14 protein-coding genes are annotated in these 12,127 nt (G+C 67.0%); 4 read left to right on the top strand and 10 right to left on the bottom strand.

All coding sequences use genetic code 11. The features are described 5' to 3' along the window. Positions 1-34 precede the first annotated feature (34 nt). The 4 genes from MAAFP003_RS26905 to MAAFP003_RS26890 all read right to left on the bottom strand — a co-directional run bounded on the left by MAAFP003_RS26905 (position 35) and on the right by MAAFP003_RS26890 (position 2,788). The gene (locus MAAFP003_RS26905) at positions 35-433 is read right to left on the bottom strand and encodes a hypothetical protein (RefSeq protein ID WP_036471913.1); all 399 of its coding nucleotides are present in this window, start codon (positions 431-433) and stop codon (positions 35-37) included. 455 nt (positions 434-888) lie between these two features. After that, complete coding sequence (locus MAAFP003_RS30175; protein ID WP_096290630.1) at positions 889-1,080, bottom strand: hypothetical protein; 192 nt, start codon at positions 1,078-1,080, stop codon at positions 889-891. 353 nt (positions 1,081-1,433) lie between these two features. Next, positions 1,434-1,967, bottom strand: a complete 534-nt coding sequence (locus tag MAAFP003_RS26895) for a peptidase (protein WP_090597853.1) — start codon at positions 1,965-1,967, stop codon at positions 1,434-1,436. 197 nt (positions 1,968-2,164) lie between these two features. Beyond that, positions 2,165-2,788 carry a superoxide dismutase gene (locus MAAFP003_RS26890; RefSeq protein ID WP_090608247.1) on the bottom strand — a complete coding sequence of 208 codons (624 nt, stop codon included), beginning with the start codon at positions 2,786-2,788 and terminating at the stop codon, positions 2,165-2,167. An 896-nt stretch (positions 2,789-3,684) separates the two neighbouring features. Here MAAFP003_RS26890 and MAAFP003_RS26880 point away from each other — a divergent pair. Both MAAFP003_RS26880 and MAAFP003_RS26875 read left to right on the top strand, forming a co-directional pair. Beyond that, a complete protein-coding gene (locus tag MAAFP003_RS26880) occupies positions 3,685-4,731 on the top strand; it encodes a DUF4328 domain-containing protein (protein WP_096290628.1) in 1,047 nt (348 codons plus the stop codon). Positions 4,732-4,735: 4 nt separating this feature from the next. Beyond that, on the top strand, positions 4,736-5,560 hold the full coding sequence (locus MAAFP003_RS26875) for a glycerophosphodiester phosphodiesterase (RefSeq protein WP_096290627.1): 825 nt from the start codon (positions 4,736-4,738) through the stop codon (positions 5,558-5,560). Here the strand turns inward: MAAFP003_RS26875 and MAAFP003_RS26870 are convergent. The 3 genes from MAAFP003_RS26870 to MAAFP003_RS26860 form a co-directional block, all read right to left on the bottom strand. Beyond that, positions 5,557-6,114, bottom strand: a complete 558-nt coding sequence (locus MAAFP003_RS26870) for a ferritin (RefSeq protein WP_096290626.1) — start codon at positions 6,112-6,114, stop codon at positions 5,557-5,559. The genes MAAFP003_RS26875 and MAAFP003_RS26870 overlap by 4 nt on opposite strands. 162 nt (positions 6,115-6,276) lie before the next feature. Further along, entirely contained in the window at positions 6,277-7,521 is a 1,245-nt protein-coding gene (locus tag MAAFP003_RS26865; protein ID WP_243394212.1) for an LCP family protein, read from the bottom strand. A gap of 53 nt (positions 7,522-7,574) precedes the next feature. Next, positions 7,575-8,363 carry a DUF2470 domain-containing protein gene (locus MAAFP003_RS26860; protein WP_096290624.1) on the bottom strand — a complete coding sequence of 263 codons (789 nt, stop codon included), beginning with the start codon at positions 8,361-8,363 and terminating at the stop codon, positions 7,575-7,577. A gap of 92 nt (positions 8,364-8,455) precedes the next feature. Here MAAFP003_RS26860 and pheA point away from each other — a divergent pair, with 92 nt between their 5' ends. Together pheA and MAAFP003_RS26850 are read left to right on the top strand one after the other, a co-directional pair. Further along, entirely contained in the window at positions 8,456-9,409 is a 954-nt protein-coding gene (pheA, locus tag MAAFP003_RS26855; RefSeq protein ID WP_096290623.1) for a prephenate dehydratase, read from the top strand. Positions 9,410-9,412: 3 nt separating this feature from the next. Further along, positions 9,413-10,099: a histidine phosphatase family protein gene (locus tag MAAFP003_RS26850; protein ID WP_096290622.1), complete on the top strand. Its 687-nt coding sequence runs from the start codon at positions 9,413-9,415 to the stop codon at positions 10,097-10,099. Here the strand turns inward: MAAFP003_RS26850 and MAAFP003_RS26845 are convergent, their stop codons facing one another. The 3 genes from MAAFP003_RS26845 to MAAFP003_RS26835 form a co-directional block, all read right to left on the bottom strand. Then, positions 10,100-10,291 carry a hypothetical protein gene (locus tag MAAFP003_RS26845; protein WP_096290621.1) on the bottom strand — a complete coding sequence of 64 codons (192 nt, stop codon included), beginning with the start codon at positions 10,289-10,291 and terminating at the stop codon, positions 10,100-10,102. 62 nt (positions 10,292-10,353) lie between these two features. Next, positions 10,354-10,704: a metallopeptidase family protein gene (locus MAAFP003_RS26840; RefSeq protein WP_096290620.1), complete on the bottom strand. Its 351-nt coding sequence runs from the start codon at positions 10,702-10,704 to the stop codon at positions 10,354-10,356. A gap of 4 nt (positions 10,705-10,708) precedes the next feature. Further along, positions 10,709-12,085, bottom strand: a complete 1,377-nt coding sequence (locus tag MAAFP003_RS26835) for a septum formation family protein (protein ID WP_096290619.1) — start codon at positions 12,083-12,085, stop codon at positions 10,709-10,711. Between the last annotated feature and the right edge of the window lie 42 nt (positions 12,086-12,127).

Below are 12,127 nucleotides of genomic sequence, written 5' to 3'. Positions count from 1 at the left end.
GGCAGCCGTTCAGGTCGGCTGCCCACGCAACCGGTTAGGCGTCGAGGTGTTCGGCGCGGCGCAATTCGTCGACGCGCTCGACGATGTCCTGCTGCGCCTGGGGAGACAACCCGGCGGCGCGCAGCGCGATGCGACGCACACCGTCGTCGCGCATTGTGGACATCCAGACCAGCTCCTTGTCGAGCTTTTCGTAGTACTCGTCGTCGGTGAAGTAGGCCGACTTGATCCGGAAGAAGTTGGCCAGGGCGGCCATCGTCGCCGACGACGGGTTCGTGCGATTGCCGGAGCGTAGCTGCGACAGGTAGGGAGCCGACATCGTGATGCCCTCCGCCTTGAGTGCCGCGATCACCTCCGCTGAGGTGTGCGGTCCGCGCCCGGGTGGATACACCGTGTCGAACAAGCGGTTCAGGCGGGCGGAAAACGTCGTGCTCATCGATATGACCTCCACTGGGCTGTAGAAGTGAAACTGTTACCTAAGTGTATTTGCTGACCATGGTAGCGAGAGTTTGTGTCCGCAACCAGGTGCAAAGGGCACCGGGTTCGCTGGTGGCCGCCCGAGTGTTCGCTGCATCTACACGTGACGAGCGTCCAACTAAATGACGGCAGTGTCCATAAAGCGAACAAAACTCACAGGTTATCCGCAGAAAGCAAGTCTGGTAGCCGGACGCTTCGGCGCACTGCCGAGTGGTAGCGCCGCGGCCGGCCGAATGGTGTCGGACGGATATCTCGCAACGGACTGGTAGTCAGAACCTATCGAAAGCATACTTTGCTGTCCGGTCTGATTTTTGTCGCGTTAAGAGGGGACGGGTGCAGCAAACAGCCCTCAGAGATACCTCGGGGGGCAACTGCCGGGCTCGGCCGGCTTACGCGGGCCAGCGGCGTTGCGCCTTAGCCGGTCCCCGGTGACCTTCCCGCATACGATGCCTCGGTGCGGGGGCGTCGCAGTGTTTGCGCTGTAGCCGACGAAACGGCGGTCATCGCCACCGCCGCGGTCGTCGCGATGGCCTCCGACCGCCAGCCGAGCGCGTCGTCGAACAGTATCCATAAGCCGAACTCGAGGAACATGACGCCGGCCAACATGTGCGCAGCGGCCGGGGCAGGCGGCGTGCAACAGCATCCCGGCGCCAATCGCTTGGTCGTCGGCGCCGCCCGCGCGCCGGGCCCACGCGGCGAAAAGCGGGAACGCGATCGCGGACGCAAAGGCCGCCGGGCGTGCCGGCAGCGTGGCGCTGAGGACGTGCCGGCAGGACGTTTCGACGCTTCGTTGCCGACCGCTGCTGTTCCCCGGCCGGCCGACGCGACGATGCGGGGCTATTGTCCTTCACCAACGTTCACAGGCTAGCGGGCAAACCGTGGGTGCGCCGCGACGGCACCGAAGCTCGGATACCCGTATCCGTTGGATTCGAGCTATGAACTACCGCGGTTGAAATCCCTTATGCCGCAAGCAGCATGGCCAGAATCGCGGTGTCAGGGTGGCTGATGGGGTCGACACCGACACGGCTCACCATCGACGTGATGGTGCCGTCGGCTTCCGCTTCGACCCACGCGGCCCGGTGCTCCAGTCCCAAATAGGGCAACCCCGGCAACAAGACGCATCCCGACGCCGCTCCGGTGCATTCCGGCAACGACGGCGTGGTTTCCGACGGGGGATGCAGCATCAGCAGGGCCGGCGGCTGATGATCCGCGAAATACCCTGGCTGTATTGCTGATTCACCAAATACCGTGCCCTCGGCGAGCACCAGGCCGACAGTGTCGGGCTCGGGCTCGTCGGGCAATTCCTCACGGGCGCCGAATACCGTTGTGGTGGAAAGCAATCCGGGCAACGATGCGACCCGCACCGCAACCATCAGCAGCTGCGCCCACTCCTTGGTCGAGTCGGGCCAACGGCCGGAGATGACAAACCCTTTCAAGGCACCACGAGCATGGAAGGGGGCTACCCCTATCGGCTGGCCTGAACCAGTTTCCATCTCGACCTCCGCACAACGTCGTCGTCCGAAATAACCACGCTGGTAGCTCGAATAGTTAAGAATGCCTGCGGTTTAGGCGCGTTGCAACTCGACACGGCCACGCGCCGTTACCTTTCCTGACGCGAGCCGGCCCGGCCGGGATAAAGCCAAGGGCGCCACGCGATCCGCGTGACGCCCTTGGCTCTACGAGATAAAAATCAGCCGAAAATAAGGCCCTGGGTCTTCGAAGTTGCGGCCGCGTAACGCGACTGCACATCTGCCCAATTGACCACGTTCCAGAACGCCTTGACGTAGTCGGCCTTGACGTTCTTGTACTGCAGGTAGAAGGCGTGCTCCCACATGTCGACCTGTAGCAGCGGGATGATGCCCAGCGGCACGTTGGCCTGCTGGTCATAGAGCTGGAAGGTCAGCAACCGGTCGCCGAGCGTGTCGTAGCCGAGCACCGCCCAGCCCGAACCCTGCAGGCCGTTGGCCGCCGCACTGAACTGGGCGCGGAATTTGTCGAACGATCCGAACTGCTCGTCGATCGCGGCCGCGAGGTCGCCGGTCGGCTTGTCGCCACCGTTCGGAGACAGGTTCTTCCACCAGATCGAGTGATTGACGTGGCCACCCAGGTGGAACGCCAGGTTCTTCTCGTTCAGGAAGATCGCGGCGTGGTCGTCATTGGCGCGTGCCTCTTCGAGTTTGGCGATGGCGTCGTTCAAACCCTTGACGTAGGTCGCATGGTGCTTGCTGTGGTGGATCTCGTTGATCTGACCTGAGATGTGTGGTTCCAGCGCTGCGTAGTCCCAGTCCAAATCGGGCAGGGTGTATTCAGCCACGGTATTCCTTTCCTCGATGATCGTCTTAACGCGCATTCGCACGGAGTCCGCCACGCGACAGGCTCAGCGTAATCAACCCTGCTCCATGACAGCACGCGCCGCAAGGACCGCCCCAGTGGGCCGGTAGGCCGAGTACCCGCTCGGCGTCGTTTCAAGAGGAAGTCATCAAGACAAAACAATGAGCGCGAGAACCGCGAGCAATGCCAGCGCAATCAGGCCGGCACGCAAGGCGGCGACGCTGTAACTGTGGTTCCAGGCAGGCGATCCGGAATACGAGTTCGACGCGGCCGGGCTACCCGAACCCCACGAATGCAGCGCCATCGATTGCCCTTCACCGGTCGGTCACCTCAGGGGAGTGAGGTGAGTCACAACATTTTTCGTGATGGCGATCATAACTCTTTGCGATGGGCTTGAAAAATGTCCCCGACCACGACGCGCTGAGCTGCGGATTCGTGTTGTCCCACGGCGACCGGGCCAGCTCGGGGTTGCAGGTCAGCGCGCATTTCGCGGGGACGGATCCAATGGGCGCGCAATCGGGCGGTGCATTCGCTCGGCTGCTCGTCGGGCCTGTCGATGGCGCACGAAAAGTACCCGGCGTTATCCACAGTTGGGGCCAGGGTTAACCGCTAGTTGCTGATTGATTGCGTCTATACCCCGCACGCCCATGTGGATAAACCTGTGGAAACTGTGGATAGCCACGAAGTAGCTGTGACCGGCGTAACAGGCGTCCGTCGGTGACCCCGGCGGCGAATCGCCGAGCGTCACGGCGCCCTTGGCGAGGTGGACCGCGCTTTCCGCGACCGCAGGGAAGATCGGTGCATTTCAGCGGGCCGCGCCTGGCGGTGGGACGGTCGCGTTGTGGCAGCCCGCGTCGTCGCCAGGGCTACGCTGGTCCGGTGATCCAGGTGTGCTCCCAGTGCAGCACTCGGTGGAACGTGCGTGAACGCCGCCGCGAGTGGTGCCCTCGCTGCCGCGGCGCGCTGCTCGCACCACTGCCGGACACCGCTGCAGCCGACCCTCGCTGGGGTACGCACGCTGGTCCGCCGGCGCCGGCTCGGCCGGTCGCGCCGCAACGCACCCCGCCGCGGTTGCCGCCGGGCTTCCGCTGGATCGCGGTGCGTCCGGGCGCCGCACCGCCGGCGCGGCGGGGACGACGGGTGCTCGGGCCGACGCCCCGCTACGCGGTGATCCCGCGCTGGGGCTTGACCGACCGCGTCGAGCAGGCCGCGGCGGACCCCGAAGGGTCGACGCCGTCCGCGCCGCCGTCCACGGTGGTGCGTCTCGTGCTGTTCATCAGCGTGCTCACGCTCGGCGCTGCCGCCCTGGTGTACGTCGCCCGGTATGTGTTGTTGGTCTACAACCGAAAGACCCTGCTGAACTCGATCGTGGCGACCGCGGCGGACTGGCTGGGGGATCTGGCCAGTGTGGCGGCGCTCATCGCATTGATCACCTCCGGCGTGTTTCTGATCCTGTGGCTGATCGCGCGGCGGGCCGCGGTGTTCGCGCATTACGGGCTGGCCGATCATCGTTCGGTTGCGGCGCTGTGGGCCGGTTGTGCCGTGCCGCTGGTCAACCTGCTGTGGGCGCCGGTCTATGTCATCGAGTTGGCCGCTCTCGAAGATCATCTCGCTCGGGTGCGCCGACCCATCCTGGAGTGGTGGATCGCGTGGGTCTTCAGTTACGCGGTGTCGATCTGGGCCATCGTCACCAGCTTCGCCACCGATCCTCAGGGCATCGCGAACAACACCGTCCTGATGGTGTTCGGGTACCTGTTCGCGGCCGCGACGCTGGCCGCCGCAGCCCGCATTTTCGAGGGATTCGAACGCAAGCCGGTCGCTCGGCCCACGCATCGCTGGGTCGTGGTAACCCCTGATCTCCCGGATCGGCCTGGCGCGTCCGACGCCGCTCCGGTTGAGTTGAAGGGGGAGGAACCGGCAGCATAGGGGTATGACGTGGGCCGACGAGGTGGTCGCCGGGCACCCCTTTGTCGTTGCTCACCGCGGCGCATCGGCGGCTCGCCCCGAACACACGCTGGCCGCGTACGACCTCGCACTCAAAGAGGGCGCCGACGGTGTGGAATGCGACGTGCGGCTGACCCGCGACGGCCACCTGGTCTGCGTGCACGACCGCCGGTTGGACCGGACCTCGACCGGTGCCGGTCTGGTCAGCACCATGACGCTTGCCCAGTTGCGTGAGCTGGAATTCGGTGCCTGGCACGACAGTTGGCGGCCCGATGGCACTCACGGGGATACCAGCCTGCTGACGCTGGATGCCCTGGTATCGCTGGTGCTCGACTGGAACCGGCCGGTGAAGCTTTTCATCGAGACCAAGCACCCGGTTCGGTACGGCTCGCTGGTCGAGAGCAAGCTGCTGGCGCTGCTGCACCGCTACGGCATCGCCTCGCCGGCGTCGGCCGACCGGTCCCGCGCCGTGGTGATGTCCTTCTCGGCCGCGGCCGTGTGGCGAATCCGGCGAGCAGCACCGCTGCTGCCCACGGTGTTGCTCGGCCGCAATGCCCGTTACCTGACCAGCAGCGCGGCCACGGCCGTCGGGGCCACGGCCGTCGGGCCTTCGGTCGTCGCACTGAAGGACTATCCGCAACTGGTGGATCGTGCCGCCGCCCAGGGTCGGGCCGTGTACTGCTGGACCGTCGACGGGTACGACGACATCGACTTCTGCCGGGACGTCGGAGTGGCCTGGATCGCTACCAACCACCCCGGCCGCACGAAAACCTGGCTGGAACAGGCGCGGACCCTCGACGGCAGGGGTTAGACCGGCGAGACCAGGTGGCCGCCCGCGGCCGGCGGGGCGCTCGCGCTGATGCCCTGTGTCGCCACCTCGCGGGCGACGAAGTTCTCCAGGTCGAACAGGTTGGCTCCGGCGCGCTCGGACACCGTCACCAGCGTTTTCATCACCGCGACCTCTTCGACCTGCTCTTGCAGGAACCACTGCATGAACTGCTCGCCGAGGTAATCACCCTCGTCGCGCGCCACTCGGGCCAGCTGGGTGATCTGTTCGGTGACGATCTTTTCCTGCTCGAGAGCCAGGACCAGCGCGTCGCGCGGCTGGTCGAATTGATTGCGCACCGCGTCGACTCCCGCGATCTCGACCTGGACGTCCCGGTCGAGCAGATGCTGCACCAACATCATCGCGTGATTGCGTTCTTCAAGCGCACGGCCGTAAAAATGCTTCGCCAATTGCGGCAGTTCGCCGGCGCTGAAATAAACGGCAATCGCAACGTATTGTTGAGAGCTTGTGAATTCGTGGGAAATCTGTTCCTGAAGTAATGAGTGGAACTTGGACTTGGGGGCGTCGGCTTCGGTCATGTCAGCAGCTTATCGCAGGTAGAAGGGTGCTGCAACGAGTGCGGCACCGACTCGGACAAGTTCTCAGAACGAAATAAGTGCATTTGTCTAGGACGCATCTACTAACCATAGGAAATTCATATTAGGCATTCAATAATTGCGCCGCGCACTGACGTCACTAAATTACCGTGACTGCCCTTCCAGCGCGGCATCGGGCACCGCGGAGTCGGCGGCCAGCGCTCCGAACAGCTTGCTCGCGACCTCGTGATTCCATACCACCACCGAGCCGGCGCTGTTACTGGTGAACTCCCCGATCGGAACGGTCAGCGTGGTGGTAGATCCGTGTAGCGCCCAGCCCAGCCGGGCCAGGTCCCAGACGTGATCGCCGTCGTCGACCGTGAGCGCGTCGGCCGCGGCGTGCGGCACCGCGTACCAGCGCCACGGGTTGAGCCACACCGACGGGCCGGCCGCGCGGTGCAGCAGCGCCGAGACGAACTGCCGCTGGTTGACCATCCGGTCAAGATCCGCCCGGGGGGTGTCGCGGGTGCGAACGTAGCCGAGCGCGCTGCGGCCGTCCAGCTTCTGGCAGCCGGCGGGCAGGTCGATACCGGCCAGCGGGTCGTTGATCGGCGCGGTCGGGCAGACGGTGACGCCGCCGAGGGCGTCCACCACGGTCGCGAACCCGCTGAACCCGATCTCGGCGTAGTGGTCTAGACGCAGTCCGGTGGCCTGCTCGACCGTCTGGGCCAGGAGCGGGGCCCCGCCGATCGCGAAGGCGGAGTTGATCTTGTCCTTCTCATGTCCGGGAATCGGCACGAACGAGTCGCGCGGCAGCGACACCATCGTCGTCGGATTGCTCGACCCCAGCGCGGGGATGTGGATCAACAGGATCGTGTCGGTGCGACCGCTACCGACATCGCCTCCGGTGGCCAGCTTCTCCTGCTGTTCAGCCGAGAGGCCTTGGCGACTGTCCGACCCGACGAGTAGCCAGTTGGTGCCGCGGCTGGATGCCGGCCGATCGGAGTAATTGGTCAGCACGGCCTTGCGATGCAGGCTGGTGTCCAACCACAAGCCGCCGCCCAGGACAATGGCGGCGGTCAGCAGCAACCCGATCAGCAGCGTCGAGGCGATCATCCGGCCCCAGCGGCGCTTTCTGGGCTTGCGGTGCACGCCCGGCAGGTCCGACGGCGGCGCGGACCGGTCGCGTGGCCGCGCGCGCGATCGCGGCTTGTACCGTGGCGCCCCCGGGCCGGGGGCAGCCGTGCCGGTGGAGACCGGCGGCGAGATACGGGGGAGCGGCACGGTTTGGTCGGAGGCAGACGGCGGCGGGTTGGCGCGGCGACGCAGCATCGGCGGCGGCTCGGGACGCGACTGCGGCGGGATCGGTCGCCCACGGCCTGCGTACTGTGCTGATCGATCGCCGTTCACCCGGCTAACTTACGTGCCCCGCTCGGTCTGCCCGGCGTGTGGCGCGCGCCCGGCTAGCGGCGGGCGCGCAAGCCGTTGATGAACGGACAACCCATCAGCACGCGAATGGCTTGGCTCAGTCCGGTCATGTCATCCACCGGCTTGTGAAACGGCAGCCGGATGTCGTGGTCGTCGCCGTCGCCGCCTTCGACGCGGAACCGCACTCCGTAGCGGTCCAGCCCCAGCGGGCGGACGTGTCCGCGCCGCAACTGCGCCGGCAGCCGGGACACCAGGCGGGCGACGACGTCGCTGTGGGCCTTGTCCAGGTGCCACAGCAGGCTCGACTCGATCTCGCAGAACGGGTCGGGCCTCGCCGCGAGCAGATCCCGGATGTCGACGGGCTCGGCGCCGGTAGCGTCGGTAACCACGACGGACGCAACCTCGAGCCGCAGCAAGGTGTAGCGATCTTCGCCCGGGCAGGCCGGTAAGCACTTCGGCGTATCGACCTGCAGCAGCGCGGGATGCGGGCACTCGCTGGCGATCAGATCGAGGGTGGGGTTGATCTCGCCGGGCGGGACCTGGTGCAGGTGGCCCCGAACCCACACCAGCGAACGCACCGGCTCCCGCAGCGGAAGCGGTGCGTAGTCGGTCAGCTCGAGCACCGCTTGGGAGCCGCCGATCCGGCCATCGGCCGTGCTGTCGCTGGGAAGTGCGACCGCGAACGATCCGTCGTGCAGGAGGTGGTGCACCGGCGTGGGCACCGGGTCCTCACGGTCGACCGCAAGCAGGGCACCACCGGCCCGGGCACAGGCGCTGCGGATGCGTTCGGCAGTCGTCGGCGCGGCGCTGGTCGGCGGCAACATCGTTCTCCTCGCTCATTAGGTAAGCCTAAGTTAACTTAGATCCCAGACCGAAGCAAGGCCGCTTTTTGATTGAGGCCACTAGGGTTGTCACCGTGGTCGGCATCACTTACCTCGGTCCCGAAGGGACCTTCACCGAGGCGGCGCTTTTGCAGATGATGTCGGCCGGCCTGATCCCCGACCAACAGCTGGGCCCGGTGCGGCGGACACCGATCGAAAGCACGCCCGCGGCGCTGGAGGCAGTCCGTAACGGGGAGACCGATTATGCGTGTGTGCCGATCGAGAACTCGATCGACGGCACGGTGGTGCCGACATTGGACAGCCTCGCGAACGGCTCCCCGATGCAGATCTTCGCCGAGACGACGCTGGACGTGGCGTTCAGCATCGTCATCCAACCGGGTCGCAACGCCGGCGACGTCAGGACGTTGGCGGCCTTTCCAGTGGCTGCCGCCCAGGTGCGCCGCTGGCTCGCCGCCAACCTGCCCACCGTCGAACTGCGCCCCGCGTACTCGAACGCCGACGCCGCGCGGCAGGTGGCCAAGGGCGAGGCCGACGCCGCGGTGACCTCGCCGCTGGCCGCTACGCACTGGAAGCTCGAGTCGCTGGCCGAAGGCGTGGTCGACGAACCCAACGCCCGGACTCGCTTCGTGTTGGTGGGCCGGCCCGGGCCGCCGCCGGTGCGCACCGGCGCCGATCGCACTTCGGTGGTGTTACGGATCGAGAATGCGCCGGGCGCGCTGCTCGCCGCGCTGGGTGAATTCGGCATCCGCGATATCGACCTGACCCGCATCGAATCCCGGCCGACCCGCACCGAACTCGGTACCTATCAGTTCTTCGCCGACTGCGCGGGCCACATCGATGACGACGCCGTCGCCGAGGCACTCAAGGCGCTGCACCGTCGTTGTGTGGATGTGCGGTATTTGGGCTCCTGGCCGACGGGCTCGGCGACGGGCATCGGGCCACCACCACCGGACGAGGCGTCGCGCTGGCTGGCGCGGCTGCGGGAGGGCAAACCTGAGCAGGCCGATGCTTCCGGCGGGGGGATTTAAACGATGAGTGGTCGGTTGGTGCTGCTTCGGCACGGCCAATCTTTCGGCAATGTCGAGCGGCGGCTGGACACCCGGCCGCCCGGGACGGATCTGACCCCTACCGGGCGCGACCAGGCCCGGGCGTTCGCGCTCGAGGCCGGGCGGCCGGCGCTGCTCGCGCACTCGGTGGCCAACCGGGCGTCGCAGACCGCGGCGGTGATCGGAAGCCAGGTCGACGTCGCTCCGCGCGAATTCGCCGGGATCCACGAGGTACAGGTCGGCGAACTGGAGAACCGCAACGACGACGAGGCGGTCGCGGAGTTCAACGCCATCTACGAGCGCTGGCAGCACGGGGAACTCGACGTGCCGCTACCCGGCGGCGAAACCGCCAACGAGGTGCTGGACCGCTACGTCCCGGTGCTGACCGAATTGCGGATGCGCTACCTCGACGACCACGCGTGGACCGGCGACATCGTCGTCGTCAGCCACGGCGCGGCGATCCGGCTGGTATCGGCGGTGCTCGCCGGAGTGGACGCCGGCTTCGCGCTGGACAACCATCTGGGCAATGCCGAGTCGGTGGTGCTGGCCCCGATCACCGATGGGCGGTGGAGCTGTGTGCGGTGGGGAACCCTGACGCCGCCGTTCTATCCCGAACCCGAGCCGACGCCCGTCGCCGACGCGGTGCACTCGGGCACCGATCCCATGGGCTGATCAGACCGCCAGCGCCACCAGTTCCGTGCAGCTGCAGCCGACGGCGTCGCAGTCGATGACGAACGTGTGCGCCAGCAGCTCGGGGCTGACGCAGTCCGGCTCGGTGCACTCCGAACGGCGCAGCGAGTGGCGAATGATGGTGCCGTGGCAGTGCTCCAGGCCTGCCCGGCAGTCGCGGCATTCTGCGCTCATACGCCGTTCCTAGCACCAGGGGACGACAAATCCGCGCTGCCGCGCGGAGAAGATCGGCGTTTTCAGCCCCAGCCCAGTTCTTCGAGCCGGTCGTCGTCGATACCGAAATGGTGGGCGATTTCGTGGATCACGGTGACTGCCACCTCCTCGACGACATCCTCGTCGGAGTCGCAGATTTCCAGGAGTGCCTCGCGGTAGATCGTGATGGCGTCCGGTAGCGATCCGCCGTAGTCGGAGTCGCGCTCCGTCAACGCCACCCCTTCGTAGAGCCCCAGCAGTTCGGGCTCGTCGGGGTGACGATCCTCGACCAGGATCACGACGTTGTCCATCGCGGCGGCCAGCTGGGCGGGAATCAGATCGAGCGCGTCGGAGACCAGTTCGTCGAACCGCTGCGGATCCATCCGCACGGCCACCCGGCTAACCCGCCGGCGCCGGCTCGGCTGGTGCGGGCGGTGCGCCCGGTGGGGGTGCGTCCGGCATGGGCGGTGGCGCCTGGTTACCCGCCGGCGGTGCACCGTTGTCGGCCGGAGGCGCCGGAACACCTTGCGGCGCTTGGCTCGCCGGGGCCTGGGTGGTCGCCCGGGGCGGCGTCACGACCGGCTGCTGCTGCGGCAGGTGCTGATTGCCCGGCGGCATCTCCGGTGCAGAGCTGGACTGCTGCGGGGGGCTCGCCGGGCTGGCCGGCGTCTGGACCGGAATCTGCGGCATCTGCGGAATCGTGAGCCGCTCTTCGGGAATGTCGGGCGGCGGCACCGGGGCCACACCGTTGATCAGCAGTTGACCCTTGGCGCTGTTGACCAGGGTGGCCCAGCCCCCGTTGCCCAGGGTGGCGCCGATGCTGCAGGCGACCTCGCGGCTACCCGCCGACCAGCTCGGCAGCGCCACGGTCGGGTAGATCAGCGTCAGCGTGGTGGTGCGCAATTTGATCGGCGCGAGGTAGGCGTCGGTCATCTTGGTGCAGGCGTCCTTGATGTAGCCGTCCTGCTCGGGCTCAGCCGGCAGCGGCCCCGTGAACCTCTCGGCCAGGTTCACCGTGCCGGTGACCTCCATCGCGTGCGGCGCCTTGCAGTCGACCGGGACATCGATGGGCTGGTTGGCGGTCGAGTCGATGCCCAGGCAGGTGCCGGCGGGCCACACCTTGGACTGGTCGACGTCGGCGACCTTGCCCTTGAAGGAGGCCTGTTCATTATTCGCGCCGGGCATCTGCAGGCCGCACAGCATGCGGCGCTCGCCGGACTGACGCCACGCCCGGTCACCGGCCCACAACAGGCTGACGCTGAATTTGCTGTTGGGGTCGTACTTGGGCCCGAGGTAGCGGCGCACCGCGGCCTCGCACTGCTCCTGGCTGATCTGCTGGATGCGAGCCGGGGACGGCGGGGCGGCGTTGGGGCCGTATTCCGAGCCGGGGAAGGTGCGCATGTCGATGGATTCGGCGACCTCGAACTTGTGGTCGTCGGTGCACTTGACGATGCTCGCGGACTCCGGCGTGACGTCCGGCCACATCAGGCAATCGCCGGTTTTGGCGCGGTTGAAGGCGGCGTCGGTCTTAGCTCCGGTGCTGGGTACCGGGTTGCTGTCGAGGTAGCCGGCAAGCCGGCCCTGCCCGGCGCCGCCGACCGGCAGCGCGGTTACCAGGCCGGCGATCAACAGCCCGCCGAGCGCGAACAGGAGCAGCGCCCGTCGGGTCGCGGTCGCCTGCAGAGTCCGCGGCAACTGGAAGCCGGCCGGCGGCTGCTCCGCCTCAGCGGTGGGCGGGCCGGGTGCGGCGACTTCGGTCTCGAGCGTGTCCGACATCGCCTCCCATTCTGACAGGACGCTCGGGCGAACGTGACAAAC

The organism is Mycobacterium ahvazicum (assembly GCF_900176255.2).
Classification (GTDB): Bacteria; Actinomycetota; Actinomycetes; order Mycobacteriales; family Mycobacteriaceae; genus Mycobacterium; species Mycobacterium ahvazicum.
Note: the sequence above shows the minus strand (reverse complement) of the source record. Positions and strands in the feature narration are given on the sequence as shown.

Excerpts from the sequence above, each read along its gene's own strand:
- MAAFP003_RS26905 (WP_036471913.1), bottom strand. The coding sequence starts at position 433 with ATGAGCACGACGTTTTCCGCCCGCCTGAACCGCTTGTTCGACACGGTG.
- MAAFP003_RS30175 (WP_096290630.1), bottom strand. The coding sequence starts at position 1,080 with ATGTTGGCCGGCGTCATGTTCCTCGAGTTCGGCTTATGGATACTGTTC.
- MAAFP003_RS26895 (WP_090597853.1), bottom strand. The coding sequence starts at position 1,967 with ATGGAAACTGGTTCAGGCCAGCCGATAGGGGTAGCCCCCTTCCATGCT.
- MAAFP003_RS26875 (WP_096290627.1), top strand. The coding sequence starts at position 4,736 with ATGACGTGGGCCGACGAGGTGGTCGCCGGGCACCCCTTTGTCGTTGCT.
- MAAFP003_RS26870 (WP_096290626.1), bottom strand. The coding sequence starts at position 6,114 with ATGACCGAAGCCGACGCCCCCAAGTCCAAGTTCCACTCATTACTTCAG.
- MAAFP003_RS26860 (WP_096290624.1), bottom strand. The coding sequence starts at position 8,363 with ATGTTGCCGCCGACCAGCGCCGCGCCGACGACTGCCGAACGCATCCGC.
- MAAFP003_RS26850 (WP_096290622.1), top strand. The coding sequence starts at position 9,413 with ATGAGTGGTCGGTTGGTGCTGCTTCGGCACGGCCAATCTTTCGGCAAT.
- MAAFP003_RS26845 (WP_096290621.1), bottom strand. The coding sequence starts at position 10,291 with ATGAGCGCAGAATGCCGCGACTGCCGGGCAGGCCTGGAGCACTGCCAC.
- MAAFP003_RS26835 (WP_096290619.1), bottom strand. The coding sequence starts at position 12,085 with ATGTCGGACACGCTCGAGACCGAAGTCGCCGCACCCGGCCCGCCCACC.